The organism is Halovulum sp. GXIMD14794 (genome assembly GCF_054457455.1).
Genome location: NZ_JBTLNF010000003.1, coordinates 578,022 through 594,812, shown reverse-complemented (window position 1 = coordinate 594,812; position 16,791 = coordinate 578,022). Strand labels below are relative to the sequence as shown.

Sequence of the window (16,791 nt, the reverse complement as noted above, 5' to 3'; positions counted from 1 at the left end):
TTGGTCTCTCCTGCTGGAATACGGTGTCAGGCTGTCGCCGAAGCTGTCTTTTCCGCGCGAATGGCGGCGACGACCTCGCCGATGCGGGTCATTGCGACTTCGATCCGGTCGACGGGCTGTGTCATGGACATGCGGACAAAATCGTCCGTGTGATCGCCATAGATCGTGCCCGGGTACATCATCACCTTGCCGTCGGCCAAAAGCCGTTCGCAGAACTCGCCAGCGGTGATTCCCAAGCCCAGGCTGGCGACATCGGCATAGACGTAGAACCCGCCCTGCGGCTCGGCGTAGCGCATGCCGACGGCATCGAGTCCGGCGCAAATCGCCCGGCGCCGGCCATCGTAGGTCCGGCGCATGTCCTCGACGCATTCCTGCGAGCCGGTCATGGCGGCAAGCGCCGCATGCTGGCTGACCGCGGCGGTCGAGATGGCGAAGGCGTGGTTGATCTCGGACATGGGCGTGATCAGCCCGCGCGGCGCGGCGAGATAGCCGATGCGCCAGCCGGTCATCGCATAGGCTTTCGAGAAACCCGACAGCGTGATCGTCCGCTCGCGCATGCCGGGGATCGAGGCGACGGGGAGGACCTTGTGGTTGCCGAATGTCAGCCGAGAGTAGATCTCGTCCGAGATGACGATCAGATCATGCTCTTCGGCGAGCTTCGCGATCTTGCGCACCTCCTCGACGGGGGTGACGGTGCCGGTCGGGTTGTTCGGGTTGATCAGCACGAGGATCTTGGACCGCTCGGTGATGTGCGGGCGGACCATGTCGGCGGTCAGGGTGAAGTTCGTCTCCATGCCCATGGGCACCTTGACGACCTTGGCGTCCGCCAGTTCCGCGGCCTGGCCGTAGGGATTGTAGCCCGGGCATGGCACGATCATCTCGTCGCCGGGGTTCAGCAGCGACAGGGCGATCACGAACATCCCGTGCTGGCCCCCCGGCGTGACCATGATCTCGTCGGGCGCGTAGTCCGCCCCGCCGTAGTCCCTGATGTTCTGCGCGATCGCCTCGCGCAGAGGCAGGATGCCCAGCGGGTGGGTATAGTGCGTCGCGCCGTTCGCCAGCGCCTCCTGCCCCGCCTTCACGATATGCTCGGGGGTGTCCAGATCCGGGTCGCCGCGGCCCAGCTTGATGACGTCATCTAGGCCATCGGCGATATTGAGCATCTTGGTGATCAGGTGCTCTTCGGTCAGCTTGACGCGGTCTGCCAGCCGGGCTGTGTAATCGATCGTCATGGTCTCAGGGCCCTCCCTTCAGGCGTTCGTTGGTTGGCCACTTCAGGCGGCAAGCGCATAGATCTCGCCGAACTTCGCGGTGAGGTGGCGGATATACGGTTCCGGATCCAGAACCCGGCCCGTGGCGTTCTCCAGCAGCTCGTCCCGGGTGAACCGCCTGCCATGCGTGGCGACGTTCTCGGTCAGCCACTCGCGCAGTGGCGCGTAGTCGGCCGCTTCTAGCGCGGTGCCAATCTCGGGCCGCTTCTGCATGGCGGTCTCGAACAGCTGCGCCGCCATGATGTTGCCGATGGTATAGTTGCAGAAGGTGCCGATCTGCCCCGAGGACCAGTGCACGTCCTGAAGCACACCCTTCGAATCGTCGGGCACGTCGACGCCCAGGTATTCTTTCATTGCCGCATTCCACGCCTCGGGCAGGTCCTTGACCTCGAGGCTGCCGTCGATCAGGCGGCTTTCCAGTTCCACCCGCAGCATGATGTGGAAATCGTAGGTCAGCTCGTCCGACTCGACGCGGATGAAGCTGGGCTGCGATCGGTTGATCGCGCGATAGAACTCTTCCGCGCTCACATCGTCCAGCGTGCCGGGATAGGCCGCCTGGATGTCCGGGAAATGGTTGTGCCAGAAGGCGCGGCTGCGCCCGACGTGGTTCTCCCACAGGCGCGATTGCGATTCATGCGCACCGAAGCTGACGCCACCGACGGCATAAAGGCTGATCAGATCGGTGGCGAGCGGCGTGCGGGTGTAAGCGGGATCGACGCCCTGTTCGTACATCGCATGGCCCGCCTCGTGCAGCGCACCGAACAATGACATCGGCATGTATTCCGCATTTACCCGGGTCGTGATCCGGACGTCGTTGCGCGTGAACGAGATCTCGAACGGGTGCACCGTCGTATCAAGGCGGCCGCGGCTGGTGTCATAGCCGATCCGCTCGGCCATCTTCAGCGCAAAGGCCATCTGATCTTCGACCGCGTATTCGCGGTAAAGAAAATCGGCGCGCGGCTGCTGCGCCTCGGCGATCTGCCGGACCAGCGGCAGCATCCCCTCGCGCAGGCGCGCGAAAAGGGTGTTCAACTGGCGCGTCGTCGTGCCCGGCTCGAACCGGTACATCAACGCATCATAGGGATGATCCTCGTAGCCGATGCACTCGGCCATTTCGCGGTTGATCTCGACCATCTGGGTCAGGGCGGGCGCAAACTTCGCGAAATCCGCGGTCGCGCGCGCCTCGGCCCAGACCTGGTGGCTTGCGGACCCAAGCTCGGTCTTGCGCCGCAGCAGTGTGGCCGGGATACGCTCGTGATAGTCGATCGCCTCGCGCACCGCCGCAGTGATGCGCGCCTCGGGTGAGGTCGGCTCCTTGCCGGCCACCTCGGCCTCGGCGCCATCCAGCGCGCGCTTCAACTCATCCGAGCAAAGCAGGTCCCGCGCCGCTACGGCCAGGGTCGCAAGCTGCTTGGAGCGCGACTCGGCGCCAGCACTCGGCATCATCGTGCGCGCGTCCCAGGACAGGATCGACCCTGCGTTCAGGAAATCGTTCACCCGTCCAGTGACTTCGATCAGATCGGCGTAGCTCATTCCGCTCGGTATCCCTTCGGTCTGTGTCGGCTGCCGGCGATTCTGACGACCGCCGCGGCGCTTGACTATCGGCGCTGCTCATGTATCCCATCGTCATGAACAATGTCGACAATCTACTGGTGGCAATTGATCAACGATAAGTCAACACCAAAACCCGCTCGCAGGGCCGCAAGGAGGGAAAGGCGTCCATGACCAGCCTCAGAACCAACGAATCGACACTGGTGGAAATGGCTATCACCGGTGCCGTCACGACGCCGGCCGTCCGCCCCGGCCAATACATCCCCTACCCCGATGGAAAGGCGACAGTTCTGCCCGGGATGTTCGGGGTCACCTACAATGTCCGGTGCGGCGACCGCGCCTTCGGCTGGGCCGGAGACCACGTCGAACCCGGCGTCTCCATCGACATGGAAGGCGACCAGGGCCGGCATTTCGCGCTGCACTACCTGAACTGCATCGGCAACGACGCGGTCGTGACCTCGGGGCTCGCCGCGGGCGCGCGCGGGGTCGTCATCGGCGAACATGCCCGCATCCTCGTACAGTTCGACGACGAGACGCACGAGCTGCTGGCGGAGGGCGATCGCATCCAGATCACCTCGCACGGCCAGGGCTTGTCGCTCCTCGATTATCCGCAGATCTCGCTCAAGAAGATGAGCCCGCGCCTTCTGCGCGCGATGAATATCACCGAAAGCGGCAATGGCCGGATACACGTGCCCGTCGCGATGGAGCTTCCGATCCGCATTATGGGCTCCGGCGCGGAGCTCAACTCCGAATATGTCGACCAGGACCTGATGTCCGGCGACCGTGCCCTGATGGCGGAACTGGGGATCGACCAGATGCGTCTGGGCGACATCATCGCGATCCGCCATGCCGATCACCATTGGGGGCGCAGCTACCGCGAGGGCGCGGTGTCGATCTGCCTCTGTATCCACGGCGATTCGATCATGACCGGCCACGGCCCCGGCATCCTGACACTGATGACCGCCGCCGATGGCTGCATCGATTTCAGCATCGACGAGACCGCCAACATTGCCCGCCACCTGGGACTGGGAGAAGCCGAATGACCATCAAGACCAATGCCGCGGACGTCGTCGCCGTCTCCGTTTCGGGCCGCGTGGCCAACCCGTCCCTGACCGGCCTGCCCGCCGAACCCTACCGCCTGACCGCCGAGGGCAAGCCGTTCCTCTGGCCGACGTTCGGAGGCATCGTCTACAACGTCTCGGTCGGCGACAGTGCCTATGGCTGGACCGGCGACTGCATTCACCCCTCGGTCAGCATCGCTCACCCCGACGACAACAAGAACCGCGGCCTCAACGTCTTTGCCTGCGTCGGCAACAGCGTCACGGTCTCGACCGGCGCGGCCAAGGGCGCGAAGGGCGTGGTCACGGGCAAGTCCGGCCGTTTCTCGGACCAGGTGATCGTCCATTTCGACGCCGAGACCCGCCGCAAGATCGCCGTCGACGACCTGCTGACGGTACGGGCCGAGGGCGTTGGCCTTGCGCTTCCGGACCATCCCGACGTTGCCCTGAAGTCAATATCGCCCGCGCTGTTCGACGCCCTTCCCAAGAAGGCCGAAGGCGATGTGCTGAAGATCGGCGTCGTCGCCACCGTCCCGCCGCACATGGTCGGCGCGGGTGCCGGCCTGACATCCGAGGGTGGCTCGCTCCACATGCAGTCGACAGATCGTGATGAACTGGCGGCGCATGGACTCGACAAGCTGCGTCTTGGCGATGTCGTCGCGATTCAGGACACCGACAGCCGCTACAATCACGGCTACCTGCGCGGCGCCCTGAGCATCGGAATCGTCGGCCAGACCGACGGGCCGCGCGCCGGCTACGGCCCCGGCATGACGGTGGTGATGACGGCGCCTTCGGGCAAACTGGGCACGTTCGACGCGCCCAACACCAACATCGCCGCACTGCTGGAGCTTGCCCGCTGATGTCGGCCAACCGCATCCCGATGACGAACGTCCACAAGGACGATTTGCGCGCCTTCGTGGCCGAGGGTTTCGCCGCCCTGGGCCTGACCGAGGAAGACGCCGGCATTTTTGCCGACGCGCTGGTCTTTTCGGAACTCCGGTTCCACCCAGGTCAGGGTCAGGGCGTGATGCGCCTGCGCCGCTACCAGGAACGGATCGGCAAGGGCGAGGTCGATCCGCGCGCTGGGTGGTCTGTGGTCAAGGAAGGCCCGGCGTTGGCGCTGGTCGACGCGCACAACGGCATCGGCACGGTCGCCGCGGCGAAAGCGATGCGGCTGGCCATCGCGAAGGCCAAGGAGAACGGCATCGGCACGGTGATCGTCCGCAACTCCACGCACTATGGCTCCAGCGCGGTGCATGCCTGTCAGGCGCTGGAGCATGACTGCATCGGGGTCGCCTTCACCAACGCTGGCCCCGAGATGGCGCCCCATGGCGGTCGTGAAGGCGTCACCGGCACAAATCCGTGGTCGATCGCGGCCCCGTCCGACAAGGGCTTTCCCGTCGTGCTCGACATCGCGCTGACCACGGCCGGCAAAGGCATGATGAAATGGCACGAGCGCGAGGGGCTGAAGATGCCGCTCGACTGGGCACTGACCCCCGAGGGACACGAGACGGAAGATCCCTCTGCCGCGATGCTGGGACCGCTTTTGCCCATCGGCGGCCACAAGGGTTACGGCCTTGCCTTCATGACCGAGGCGCTGACCGGCGTCCTGTCCGGCGGAGGTTTCGGCCTGACGCCCTATTCGGATCCGAACAAGCTGGACGTGTCGCATTACTTCCAGGCGATCGACATCAGCTGGTTCATGGACCCGGCCGACTATGCCCGGCGCATGGGCGAGTTCGTTGACATGGCCAAGTCACGCGCCCGCCGCCCCGGCGTCGACGAGATCCTCGTCCCCGGCGAGCAGGAAGCCCGCCGCGTCGCCGCGAAGTCGAAGGACGGCGTGCCGCTGGATGACCGGGTGCTCGCCGACCTCAAGGCACTGGGCGGCGAGCTTGGGCTTAAGAGCCCCCTTCGCGAGCTGGGGCCGTACAGCGGCGATACGCTGTGAGCGGCCTCAAGCCACTCGACGCCGACGTCCACGCAGCCGCGCGCGAGCGGCTGCAGGCGCGGGCCGATGCCGCGAAACTCGACGGCCTTCTGCTGACGCATGTGCCCAACATCGCCTATGCGACGGGCCTGTTCCTGTCCGCGAACGAGCGGCCGATGGCCCTGTGGCTGCCGGTGGCGGGCGAGCCGGTGCTGTTCATGCCCGCGCTCGAGCGTGAGAACGCCGTCGCCCCCGGCATCACCGATCTGCGCTGCTATGACGAGTTTCCCGGCCCGCTGCATCCCGTCCTCTGGATGCTCGACGAGATCGGGCCCAGCGCCATCGGGATCGACCGGCTCGACGCGCACCTTCTGGACGCCGCGCGCGAGCGCATGAAGCGCGTCGACCTGCGCGATCACGCGATGACGGTCCGCACCATCAAGACACCCGAAGAACTGGCGCTGATCCGCGAGGCCGCCCGCTTCGCCGACATGTTCCTGTTCCGCCTCGCGGATGTCGCAGCCGACATCATCAATCAGGGCGGGACCGAACAGGACCTGATGGCCGATGCGATGTCGCACGCGCGCGGGGCGATTTTTGCGGCGCACGGCGAGGCCTTCGCGGGCACGCCGGTCGGCATCACCGCTTCGGTCCACTCCGGTCCACGCGCCGCCCTACCCCACGGCGCCGTTCTGACCCGTCAGCCCCAGCGCGGGGAAACCCTGATTGCCGGCATCGGCGGGCACCTTGGTGGCTATCACGCTGAAAGCGGCGTCACACTGATCGCCGGCGAGATGACGCCCGAGCAGCGCCGCATCATGACCGCCATGCAGGCCTGCAACGACGCAGGCGTCGCCGCGCTTTCCCGGCGCGAGACCGGCGAGGCGATAGACCGCGCAGCGCTGGACGAGTTACGCGCCGCCGGTCTTGGCGACGCGATCCGCCACCGGATCGGTCACGGCATGGGCCTCGAGGGTCACGAGGCCCCCTGGCTCGCCCCCGGGGACCGAACCCCGGCCGCACCCGGCATGGTGTTCTCGAACGAGCCGGGCGTCTACCGCCCCGGTCGCGACGGCTATCGCACCATCAACACGATGATCCTGGGACATGACGGGGTGGAGATCCCCTCGCGCTTCCAGGCCGACGTTCCGATCGACGCGCGCATCGTCGCGCTCTGAAACCCCAACCCAAGAGGGAGGACCAACAGGATGCCCGAACCAGCCGCCTGGCACTACCAGAAGATAACCAAACGCATGTTCGACGAACCGGCGCCGGAACGCCTGATCTACGGCCGCGTGATCACCGCCGTCGGCGACGAGGTGATCGAGGACGGCTTCGTCCACATCAGCGAAGGCAAGATCGCCGCCGTCGGCAAACGGGCCGACCTGGCCTCGGCCCCCGAAGGTGCCGAGGTGATCGACACCGGCGGCAAGACGCTGATGCCCGGCATGATGAACAGCCATGCCCACCTCAGCTGGGACGGCATCCACGAGCTGTCGCAGCAGTCGATGTACGATGCGCCCGAGATCCGCGCCTACAAGGCGGCCGGAAACATGCTCAAATCGCTCAAGGCCGGGATCACGCTGGTCCGGGACCTGGGCGTTCACGACGCCAACCTCTTCACCAAGCAGGCGGTGGCGCAGGGCATATTCCCCGGCCCGCGGCTTCTGGTCTCGGGCGAGTCGATCATCCAGACCGGCGGCCACACCTACTGGGTCTGCCGCGAGGCCTCTGGCGCGGACGAGATGCGCCGGGCCGTGCGCGACCAGGTCAAGGGCGGCGCGGATCTGATCAAGATAATGGCCTGTCACGACACATTGGAGTTCACCGACGACGAACTGCACGCGGTGATCGACGAGGCGCACCGCAACCGCCTGCCGATCACGGCGCATGCGACCTATGACGCCTGCATCAAGCGCGTCGCCGAGTTCGGGATCGACTGCATCGAACATGGCGGCTCGATGAGCGACGAGACGATCCAGGTCCTGCTCGACCGCAAGCTGCCGATCGTCACGACCTTCTCGGCACTGGTGATCCAGGCCAATCCCGACATCGCCCGCGCCTTCGGTATTCCGGAATGGAAGATCGCCGAGCGTCAGCGCGCGGTCGCCGACAAGTCCCGCTTCGACGGCCTCCTTCGTGCCTCCAAGGCCGGTGTGCCGATCGTGTTCGGCACCGACGCGGGCAGCCCCGCGGTCGAGCATGACCGGATCGTGCCCGAGCTTGGCTTCATGGTCGAGGTCGGCGTCTGCCCGGACAACATGGATGCGCTGCGCGCGATCACTGCCCGTGCGGCGGTGCTCAACGGGTTCGGTGACACGCTCGGCACGCTCGAGGCCGGCAAGCTGGCCGACCTGATCGTGGTCGACGGCAAGCCTGATGCGGATCTGACCGCGCTCGAACGGGTCGAGATGACCTTCATCGACGGCAAGAGGATGTACGGATGACCGAAGTTTCGCTTCTTGCCAGCCGCCTCGCCCCCCGGATCGTCGAGGAAGACGGTTCGTTTCGCACGAAGATGCTGAAGATCGCCTCGGAGCTGGACGACGTGATCGCCCTTGGCCGCGGCGATCCCGACTTCCACACGCCGAAGCACATCGCCGAGGCCGCGAAAGCCGCGATCGACGCCAACCAGCACCACTACACCGGCCCCACGGGCCTGCCCGAGTTGCGCAAGGCCATCGCGGACAACCTGTCGGCCGAATACGGGCTGGGCTATGACCCGGACGAGATCATCGTCACCGCCGGCGTGCAGGAGTCCATCATGCTCTGCATGCTCGGGCTCGTGCAGCCCGGCGACGAGGTCCTGATCACCTCGCCCCGGTTCACCACCTATGATACCGCCGTGCATCTGTGCGGCGGGGTCCCGGTACCGGTCCCGACCTATCAGAAGGACGATTTCGCGCTCGACGTGGCCGAGATCGAGGCGCGGATCACCAACAAGACCCGGATGTTCGTGCTGGTCTCGCCCAACAACCCCACGGGCGCGATCACCCCGCCCGAGGTCATCCGCAAGATCGCGGACCTGGCGGTGAAGCACGACATCCTGCTCATCGCCGACGAGATCTACGCGAAACTCATCTACCCGCCGCATGAGCATCTCTCGATCGCCACCCTGCCCGGCATGAAGGAACGGACGATCACGCTCAACGGGTTCTCCAAGACCTACGCGATGACCGGCTGGCGCGTGGGCTACATGGCTGCGCCTGCGGATTTCGTCGAGAAATTGACCGAGCCGCGCCACACCCTGTCGATCAACACCTGCACCGTCAGCCAGTTCGCCGCCATTGCGGCGCTGACCGGCCCGCAGGATGACATGGAAAGGATGTACGAGGACTACTCCGCGCGCAGGACCTACCTGACCGAAGCGCTGGACAAGATGGGACTGAGCTACGGCGCGCCGGGCGGTGCCTTCTACATCTACACCAACATTTCGGCGACGGGGATGAAGGGCAAACCGTTCTGCGAGGCGCTACTGCGCGAAACCGGGGTGATGGTCTTCCCCGGCGACATGTTCGGCGAGCCAGACAGCGACTTCATCCGCATTTCCTACCTTCAACCGCTCGACCTGATCCGCGAAGCCGTGCGCCGCATCGCGGGTTTCATTGAAACCCATAAGAAAGGTGCCGCATGACCGCTGCCAAACCCGATCCCGCCGAGAAATTCGTCGGCATTCAGGTCAGCCCGATCAGCTTCATCGACGAGGGCGTGGATACCGTCCTCGACACGCTGAAGGATCGTGTCGGGGTCAACGTCCTGATGCTGGGAACCGTGTCCTGGCTTGGCCTCAAGACCGGTCGCTCGATCAGCCACAAGCTCGACGGCTGGCCGGACCACGGCGTGCCCGAGCCATTCACGATGAAGGGGGGCGCCTATTTCGATCCCGATCCGCGCTACTACCAGAACACGCTGATCAAGGATTTCCGCGCCAAGGACGAGGAGATGGAGGGGATAGACATCCTCGATCTCGTCATTCCCGAGGCACGCAAGCGCGGGATGAAGGTCTATCCCGAGCTGATGGAGCCGTTCTTCAAGTACGCCGGCCACGGCTCGGTCAACTCGATCGACATTCCGAACCTCGCACAGGTGATGGAGGTCGACGTGTTCGGCCGCCGCAAGGACGAGCCGTCCACCTCCAACCCCGACTACCGGACGTGGATGCACTCGATGATCGAGGATCAGGTGCGCCGCTACGACATCGACGGGCTGATGTGGTGCAACGAGCGGAACTCGCCGCTCGACCAGCTGATCCAGGGCCAGGCGCCGGGCGATTTCTCGGAAGCCTCGCGCGACGAGGCCATCCGCCGCGGGATCGACGTCGAGGCGTGCCGCCGCGGCCTGATCAAGATGTACGAGTTCATGCAGGCTGCCATCGCGGGCGAGGAATTCGACGATGGCGCCTTCATCACCTTCCTGCGCGTGCTGATGGAAAACCCCGAGATCCTGATCTGGGAGCGCTTCTGGCTGGAGCGGAACAAGGACCTCGACCGCGAGCTTTACGGCCTCGTGAAGTGGTGCAAGCCCAACCTGCCCTTCGGCCTGAACGTCTGGAACCGCAACCACTTCAACCTGTTCCGGCGCGCCCAATGGCCCTGGGCCGAGCAGACGATGTATTCCGACTGGGTCAAGCCGATCACCTACCAGCACCAGTCGGGCGAGATCTGGCACAAGGAATTCGGCTTCTTCCACAAGACGATCCTGCGCGATTTCGAGCCCAACGCCGCTGCCGCCGTGATGGCGAAGATCCTCGGGCTGAAAGAAGCGCCGCTCGACCAGGTGGTGCAGGCGGGGATGGACCCGGACACCTATGTCTACGGCCAGTGCGCAGACGCCCTGCGCGGCGTTCACGGGCGTGCCAAAGTCTACATGGGCCTAGGCATCGACGCTCCGCGTGTGCGCGCAGATCAGGCGAAGTGCACCCCAGACATCGCCTATCGCTCGGTCATGGCGACCTATCGCGCGGGCGGGCATGGCGTGGTGCTGTCGCCAAACTATGCCTCGATGCACCTGACGAACCTGGACGGCGTCGCGCAGGCCCTGACTGAACTGGGGCTGAAATGAGCATGCTCGATACCCTGATCACCGGGGCGGATGTGCTGCTGCCCGACGGTCTGCACCGGGTCGATCTCGGCCTGTCGAACGGCAAGGTTGCGGGGGTCTACGCCCCCGGAACCGCGCCCGCCGCGACCGAGACCATCAACGCCGCCGGTCAGGTGGCCCTGCCCGGCATCGTCGACATCCACTTCCATGTCCGCGCCCCGGCCTACCCGGAACGGGGCACCGTCCAGTCCGAGACCCGCGCCGCAGCGGCCGGCGGCGTCACGACCCTGTTCGAGATGCCGATTTCCAAGCCCTGCTGCTCCACCCCCGAGGAGTTCGACCGCAGGCGGGATCACTTCGCCGAGAACGCGGTGATCGATTTCGCGCTTTACGCCGCGCCCGGCGATCTGACCGAGGCGACGCGGGACCGGTTCCTCGAACAGGGTGCCATCGCCTTCAAGATCTTCACGACCCCAGCCCCGGCCGGGCGCGGTGACGAGTTCGACGGCCTGGCCTTCCCGAAAGAGGACGACCAGTACCGCGCGCTGAAGGTCCTGGCCGGCACCGGACGTCCGCTGATCGTCCACGCCGAAAGCGCGGACCTTCTGGCGCATTTCGAGGCCGAGGCGCGGGTGGGCATGGATCCGGCAAGCGGGTTCACCCACAACCGGGCCCGCCCAGCCGTCTGTGAAAGCGTGGCCGTCGCCAAGCTGCTGGCGATGAACATCACCGCGGGGGCCAAGCTGCATATCGCGCATGTAACCAGCGCCGAAACCGTCGAGGTCCTGCGCGCCTTCGCTGGCACTTCGGACTTCAGCGCCGAAACCTGTCCGCAGTACCTGTTCGCCACCGAAGAGGACGTCGACCGCGCCGGCGTCTACGCCAAGGTCAATCCGCCGATCCGCAGCCAGGCCGATCAGGACGCGATCTGGCAGGCCATCGAGGATGGCGTGATCGAGTACATCACGACCGACCACGCGCCCTTCGCCAAGGCCGAGAAGCAGGCGGCCGAGGGCGACTTCTTCTCCGCCCCGCCTGGCTCGCCCGGGATCGAAACGATGCTGCCTGCGATGCTGGACGCCGTGGCGAATGGACGGATGGACCTCAAGCGCGCGCACGATCTGATCTGTGCGAACGGGGCGCGGCGCTACGGTCTTTATCCCCGAAAGGGCTCTCTGCTGCCCGGTGCGGATGCCGACGTGGCGCTGGTCGACCTGAACCAGGTGACCGAGGTGCGGTTGGGAAGCCTGCAAAGCCACGCACGCGACGTCGCACACCTCTGGGATGGCCGGAGCTTCAAGGGCAAGGTCATGCGGACGATCCTCTCGGGCAAGACCGTCTATTCGGAAGACGAAGTGACCGGAGAACCCGGAAACGGCTGTTTCGTGGCGCCTGCCTGACACCACGCTAAATACCTGAAACGGAAAGGCCGTGCGAGCGTCTCGCACGGCCTTTCTTTTTGGGCGGATCTTGGGATCAGCCGGATTCCTTCAGCCTCGGATCCAGGAAGTCCCGCAGCCAGTCGCCGATGATGTTGAAGGCCAGCACGGTGAACACGATGGCAAGCCCCGGGAACACTGCCAGCCACCACTTGTTCGACAGCAGGTGATCGCGGCTTTCGGACAGCATGCTGCCCCAGGTCGGGACATCGGGCGGAACGCCCAGGCCAAGGAACGACAACGCCGCCTCGGAGAGAATCACGCTGGCCACGTTGAACGAAGCGATGACCGTCAGCGGCGCGATGATGTTCGGCAGGATCGTGCGGAACAGGATCGACATGGTGCTGTCGCCCATCGCTCGCGCGGCCTCGACGAATTCCTTCTCGCGCAGACTCAGTGTCTGCGCGCGCACGATACGGGCATAGGTGATCCACTGCCCGATCCCGAGCACCAGGATGATGTTTACAAGACCGGGGCCCAGCACGACCAGGAACATGATCGCCAGCAGGATGAACGGGAACGCCAGCTGGATGTCGCCAAGACGCATGATGACGTCATCGACCCAGCCGCCGAAGTACCCCGACACGAGTCCAAGCAGCGTGCCCAGGGTCCCGCCGACCACGATCGCCGCGACCCCGACCAGCAGCGACACCCTTGCGCCGTAGAGCAGCCGCGACAGCACATCCCGCCCCAGATGGTCCGAGCCCAGCCAGTAGGTCCCGCCCCGCGCCGCCTCGGCACCGGGCTCCATCAGGCGCATCAGGATGTTCTGGCGGTTCGGATCGAAGGGCGAAAGCGCCGGTCCGAAGATCGCGACGAACGTCACCGCGAACAGGATGAGCATGCCCACCAGCGCCCATCGGCTCGTGGTCAGGCTTTCCAGCGCGCGGCGCAATTCCTTCTGACGGTGCGATCTGCGCGGGGCCGTGGCCATCTGCATCCGCACACTTGGTTCGACATTAGCCATTTTCTTTCCCCGCGATCAGAGCTTCACGCGCGGATCCAGCCGCGAGTAGATGAGGTCGACGATCAGGTTCAACAGGATGAAGATCACTGCCAGCAGGATCACCGAGGCCTGCACGACAGGGATGTCCCGCTGGTTGATCGCGTTGAACACCAGCCGGCCGATGCCGGGATAGGAGAAGACGGTCTCGACCACCACGACGCCGCCTAGAAGGAAGCCGAATTCAAGGCCGATCATCGTGACGACCGGCAGCCAGGCATTACGAAGCGCATGATCAACGATCACCTTGTGCTCGGAAATGCCCTTGGATCGCGCGGTGCGCACATAGTCCTGCTGCAAGACCTCCAACATCGACGAGCGCACCAGCCGCGCATTGCGCGCCAGCGTGTACGAGCCCACCGCCAACGCTGGCATGACAAGGTGGTACATCGCATCTGGCAGGTTGCCGAAAGCCGTGACGATGTCTCCCTCGAACAGTGGCTCGAGGAACGGGACATGCCCCGAGATCGGGAACCAGCTGAGGTAGAGCCCGAAATACATGATCATCATGATCCCCATCCAGAAGTTGGGAATCGACTGGCCCAGCATTGCGAATGTCATGATGCCGCCGTCCACGGGCTTGCCCCGGTGTAGGGCCGAGTAGATGCCCAGCGGAATCGAGAGCGCGATGGCCAGCACCAGCGAAACCAGCGTCAGCTCGATCGTGGCGGGCATGGCGGTCAGCACCACGTCCATTGCCGGCTGCCGATAGCTGAGCGACGTGCCGAAATCGCCGTGCAGCAGATCCCAGATGTAGACGAGGTACTGGATGTGAAGCGGCTTGTCGAAGCCCAGCGCCTCTCGGGCGCGCTGGATTTCTTCCTCGCTCGCTGCTTCCGAGACGAACAGATAGGTCGGGTCGCCGCCGATCTGTAGAGAGACGAAACTGATAAGCGTGACGCCGATGATGACGATCACGCTTTGCCAAAGTCGCCGGATCAGGAATGTCCACATGACCTTGCGCCTTAGGTTCTGCGGACGACGGCGAGACTTCTCGCTGCCGCTGTTGTCCGGCGCCACGAGGTCGTTACCGCGTGCTGGTCACTCGATTTCACGTTCTGCTCTCCCGGTCGGTCTTTGCATCTGCTGGCGACTGAAGCTGTTGGGGTCCTTGACAAGCCTTCGATGACTGCCCCAAGGTACTCAACATATTGTCGACAGTAGACCAATGAAACCATGCAGCACGGTTCCGCGTCAAGAACACAAGTGAAGATCGGTGGCGCGAAAACCGGAAACTGCACTCAGAAGATGCAAACAGGGGCCAAGATGACAGCCGGACACCAGATGAAGTCCAGACCCGGCGACGCTTTCAAGATACGGTTCGCCCGATGAAGGACACCACCACTCAGACAACGGCACAGACTGGCCCGGACCGCGTGCAAGGCGCCGCGCCGCTTCTCAGCGTCCGCGACCTTCAGGTGACCTTTCGGCTTGGCAAGCGCAGGACTGTCACGGCCATCGACGGCGTAAGTTTCGACCTCGAACCGGGCGAGACCCTGGCCATCGTCGGCGAGTCGGGATCAGGAAAATCGGTCACGAGCCTGGCGGTGATGGGCCTCCTGCCCAAGGGAGTGGGGGCAATCACCGGCGGAAGCATCCACTTGAACGGCCGCGACATCACCCACCTGCCCGACCGAGAGTTGTGGAATATTCGCGGCAAAGACATCGGCATGATCTTCCAGGAGCCGATGACTAGCCTGAACCCCGTCCACACTATCGGGCGCCAGATCGCCGAGACTGTCATTCGCCATCAGGGCCTGTCGAAAAGCGCCGCCCGGACGCGCGCCATCGAGATGCTGGACCTTGTGGGCATCCCCGAGCCGCAGCGCCGGGTCGACAACTACCCGCACGAAATGTCCGGTGGCATGCGACAGCGGGCGATGATCGCGATGGCACTTTCCTGCGAACCCAGCGTCCTGATCGCGGATGAGCCGACGACCGCACTCGACGTGACAATCCAGGCGCAGATGCTCGATCTGATGGTCGAGTTGCAGGACCGCATGGGCATGGGGATCATCTTCATCACGCACGATCTTGGCGTGGTCGCCGAGGTCGCCGACCGCGTCGTCGTCATGTACAGTGGGCAGGTGGTGGAAACCGGCGACGTGCAGTCGATCTTCGACCGGCCGCGCATGCCCTACACTGCCGGCCTGATGAGCTCGATCCCCAAGCTCGGATCGTCCCGGCACCGCGAACGGCTCAAGACGATTCCCGGCACCGTGCCCCAGCTTTCGGATACCCCGGCGGGGTGCCGCTTCAACCCGCGCTGCGCTTACGCGCAGGACGCATGCCGGGCGCACGCTCCGCAACTCGAAAACGACGGCGGGCACCTTGTCCGTTGCCTGCGCTGGCGAGAACTCGAACTCGAAGGAACCATCGGCGCATGACTCAGCCACTGGTACAGGTAAGCCACCTGAAAAAGTACTTCGGCATTCACGGCGGCGTCCTTCAGCGCGTCGTGGCCGAGGTGAAGGCGGTCGACGACGTCAGCTTCGAGATCGGTCGCGGCAAGGTTGTCGGCCTTGTCGGAGAAAGCGGCTCCGGCAAGACAACGGTCGGCCGAACGCTGCTGCGCCTGGAAGAGGCGACCTCGGGCGAGGTCCGCTTCGATGGCAACGACATCATGCAGATGTCCGCCTCTGAAATGCGGTCCTACCGGAAACGCATGCAAATCATATTCCAGGATCCATATGCGAGCCTGAACCCCCGCGAGAAGGTGCGCGAGATCCTCACCCACCCCCTCAAGCTGCACCGTATCGGCAGATCTTCGGATCGCGAGGCCAGGGCCGAAGCGCTGATGAGCAAGGTCGGCCTGACGGCGGACCATCTAGACCGGTTCCCGCACGAGTTCTCGGGCGGTCAGCGGCAGCGCATCGGAATCGCCCGGGCGCTAGCGGTCGAACCCGAGTTCATCGTCGCGGACGAGCCGGTCTCCGCGCTCGACGTCTCGATCCAGGCCCAGGTCATCAACCTGCTTCAGGACCTCGCGTCGGAATTCAACCTGACGATGCTGTTCATCGCGCACGATCTGGCGGTGGTCGAACACTTCTGCGACGAAGTGATCGTAATGTACCTGGGCCATGTGGTCGAGAAAGCCTCGGCGGCGGATCTCTATTCGAACCCGAACCACCCCTACACGCAGGCCCTGATGTCGGCGGTGCCGCGGCCTCGACCGGGCAAACGACGGCAGCGAACGCTTCTCAAAGGGGACATCCCGAGCCCGATCAATCCTCCATCCGGCTGCGTTTTCCGCACGCGCTGCCCACTGGCGACGGCGGAGTGCGCCCAGGTTATGCCCCCGCTCAAGGAAATATCTCCGGGGCATCTCAGTGCCTGCATCCACACCACCTGACCTGTTGAAAAACTGTGATGACGGGTCGGCCCTTTCGCGGGGTCGGCCCGTCCCCTTTTTTGTGCCGCTTGCCGCACAATGACTGCTTGACAAGCAGATGGATGCTGGCTCAATGTCAACGTATGGATTGTCGACATTACACAAACG

Annotated in this window: 14 protein-coding genes; 10 read left to right on the top strand and 4 right to left on the bottom strand. The window is 64.7% G+C overall.

All coding sequences use genetic code 11. From position 1 onward, the window contains the following. Positions 1-26 precede the first annotated feature (26 nt). Complete coding sequence (locus tag ACW9UR_RS05105; RefSeq protein WP_458915839.1) at positions 27-1,232, bottom strand: pyridoxal phosphate-dependent aminotransferase; 1,206 nt, start codon at positions 1,230-1,232, stop codon at positions 27-29. A 42-nt stretch (positions 1,233-1,274) separates the two neighbouring features. After that, positions 1,275-2,804, bottom strand: a complete 1,530-nt coding sequence (locus ACW9UR_RS05100; protein ID WP_458915838.1) for a carboxypeptidase M32 — start codon at positions 2,802-2,804, stop codon at positions 1,275-1,277. Positions 2,805-2,992: 188 nt separating this feature from the next. Between ACW9UR_RS05100 and ACW9UR_RS05095 the strand changes: the two genes are divergently transcribed. From ACW9UR_RS05095 to ACW9UR_RS05060, 8 genes are read left to right on the top strand one after another with little or no spacing between them, the layout of a single operon-like run. Further along, positions 2,993-3,865 carry a DUF4438 domain-containing protein gene (locus tag ACW9UR_RS05095; RefSeq protein WP_458915837.1) on the top strand — a complete coding sequence of 291 codons (873 nt, stop codon included), beginning with the start codon at positions 2,993-2,995 and terminating at the stop codon, positions 3,863-3,865. Beyond that, positions 3,862-4,740 carry a DUF4438 domain-containing protein gene (locus ACW9UR_RS05090; protein WP_458915836.1) on the top strand — a complete coding sequence of 293 codons (879 nt, stop codon included), beginning with the start codon at positions 3,862-3,864 and terminating at the stop codon, positions 4,738-4,740. Before ACW9UR_RS05095 ends, ACW9UR_RS05090 begins: the two co-directional genes overlap by 4 nt. Next, positions 4,740-5,831 carry an Ldh family oxidoreductase gene (locus ACW9UR_RS05085; RefSeq protein ID WP_458915835.1) on the top strand — a complete coding sequence of 364 codons (1,092 nt, stop codon included), beginning with the start codon at positions 4,740-4,742 and terminating at the stop codon, positions 5,829-5,831. Before ACW9UR_RS05090 ends, ACW9UR_RS05085 begins: the two co-directional genes overlap by 1 nt. Then, a complete protein-coding gene (locus ACW9UR_RS05080) occupies positions 5,828-6,988 on the top strand; it encodes a M24 family metallopeptidase (RefSeq protein ID WP_458915834.1) in 1,161 nt (386 codons plus the stop codon). Before ACW9UR_RS05085 ends, ACW9UR_RS05080 begins: the two co-directional genes overlap by 4 nt. 30 nt (positions 6,989-7,018) lie before the next feature. Then, positions 7,019-8,257, top strand: coding sequence for an amidohydrolase family protein (locus ACW9UR_RS05075; protein WP_458915833.1), 1,239 nt, complete (start codon positions 7,019-7,021; stop codon positions 8,255-8,257). Then, positions 8,254-9,444 carry a pyridoxal phosphate-dependent aminotransferase gene (locus ACW9UR_RS05070; protein ID WP_458915832.1) on the top strand — a complete coding sequence of 397 codons (1,191 nt, stop codon included), beginning with the start codon at positions 8,254-8,256 and terminating at the stop codon, positions 9,442-9,444. The genes ACW9UR_RS05075 and ACW9UR_RS05070 overlap by 4 nt, the downstream gene beginning before the upstream one ends. Further along, on the top strand, positions 9,441-10,871 hold the full coding sequence (locus ACW9UR_RS05065; protein WP_458915831.1) for a hypothetical protein: 1,431 nt from the start codon (positions 9,441-9,443) through the stop codon (positions 10,869-10,871). Before ACW9UR_RS05070 ends, ACW9UR_RS05065 begins: the two co-directional genes overlap by 4 nt. Further along, positions 10,868-12,250 carry a dihydroorotase gene (locus tag ACW9UR_RS05060; RefSeq protein WP_458915830.1) on the top strand — a complete coding sequence of 461 codons (1,383 nt, stop codon included), beginning with the start codon at positions 10,868-10,870 and terminating at the stop codon, positions 12,248-12,250. Before ACW9UR_RS05065 ends, ACW9UR_RS05060 begins: the two co-directional genes overlap by 4 nt. A 76-nt stretch (positions 12,251-12,326) precedes the next feature. On the opposite strand, the gene ACW9UR_RS05055 is transcribed toward ACW9UR_RS05060, so the two are convergent. Both ACW9UR_RS05055 and ACW9UR_RS05050 read right to left on the bottom strand, forming a co-directional pair. Next, on the bottom strand, positions 12,327-13,256 hold the full coding sequence (locus tag ACW9UR_RS05055) for an ABC transporter permease (RefSeq protein WP_458915829.1): 930 nt from the start codon (positions 13,254-13,256) through the stop codon (positions 12,327-12,329). Positions 13,257-13,271: 15 nt separating this feature from the next. Continuing rightward, positions 13,272-14,246 (bottom strand): ABC transporter permease, encoded by a 975-nt coding sequence (locus ACW9UR_RS05050; RefSeq protein ID WP_458915828.1) that lies wholly within the window; start codon positions 14,244-14,246, stop codon positions 13,272-13,274. Positions 14,247-14,620: 374 nt separating this feature from the next. On the opposite strand from ACW9UR_RS05050, the gene ACW9UR_RS05045 reads away from it, so the two are divergent. Further along, entirely contained in the window at positions 14,621-15,679 is a 1,059-nt protein-coding gene (locus ACW9UR_RS05045; protein ID WP_458915827.1) for an ABC transporter ATP-binding protein, read from the top strand. Beyond that, the gene (locus tag ACW9UR_RS05040; protein ID WP_458915826.1) at positions 15,676-16,644 is read left to right on the top strand and encodes an ABC transporter ATP-binding protein; all 969 of its coding nucleotides are present in this window, start codon (positions 15,676-15,678) and stop codon (positions 16,642-16,644) included. Before ACW9UR_RS05045 ends, ACW9UR_RS05040 begins: the two co-directional genes overlap by 4 nt. The last annotated feature ends 147 nt before the right edge of the window (positions 16,645-16,791 follow it).

Excerpts from the sequence above, each read along its gene's own strand:
- ACW9UR_RS05105 (WP_458915839.1), bottom strand. The coding sequence starts at position 1,232 with ATGACGATCGATTACACAGCCCGGCTGGCAGACCGCGTCAAGCTGACC.
- ACW9UR_RS05100 (WP_458915838.1), bottom strand. The coding sequence starts at position 2,804 with ATGAGCTACGCCGATCTGATCGAAGTCACTGGACGGGTGAACGATTTC.
- ACW9UR_RS05095 (WP_458915837.1), top strand. The coding sequence starts at position 2,993 with ATGACCAGCCTCAGAACCAACGAATCGACACTGGTGGAAATGGCTATC.
- ACW9UR_RS05090 (WP_458915836.1), top strand. The coding sequence starts at position 3,862 with ATGACCATCAAGACCAATGCCGCGGACGTCGTCGCCGTCTCCGTTTCG.
- ACW9UR_RS05085 (WP_458915835.1), top strand. The coding sequence starts at position 4,740 with ATGTCGGCCAACCGCATCCCGATGACGAACGTCCACAAGGACGATTTG.
- ACW9UR_RS05075 (WP_458915833.1), top strand. The coding sequence starts at position 7,019 with ATGCCCGAACCAGCCGCCTGGCACTACCAGAAGATAACCAAACGCATG.
- ACW9UR_RS05070 (WP_458915832.1), top strand. The coding sequence starts at position 8,254 with ATGACCGAAGTTTCGCTTCTTGCCAGCCGCCTCGCCCCCCGGATCGTC.
- ACW9UR_RS05065 (WP_458915831.1), top strand. The coding sequence starts at position 9,441 with ATGACCGCTGCCAAACCCGATCCCGCCGAGAAATTCGTCGGCATTCAG.
- ACW9UR_RS05060 (WP_458915830.1), top strand. The coding sequence starts at position 10,868 with ATGAGCATGCTCGATACCCTGATCACCGGGGCGGATGTGCTGCTGCCC.
- ACW9UR_RS05055 (WP_458915829.1), bottom strand. The coding sequence starts at position 13,256 with ATGGCTAATGTCGAACCAAGTGTGCGGATGCAGATGGCCACGGCCCCG.
- ACW9UR_RS05050 (WP_458915828.1), bottom strand. The coding sequence starts at position 14,246 with ATGTGGACATTCCTGATCCGGCGACTTTGGCAAAGCGTGATCGTCATC.
- ACW9UR_RS05045 (WP_458915827.1), top strand. The coding sequence starts at position 14,621 with ATGAAGGACACCACCACTCAGACAACGGCACAGACTGGCCCGGACCGC.
- ACW9UR_RS05040 (WP_458915826.1), top strand. The coding sequence starts at position 15,676 with ATGACTCAGCCACTGGTACAGGTAAGCCACCTGAAAAAGTACTTCGGC.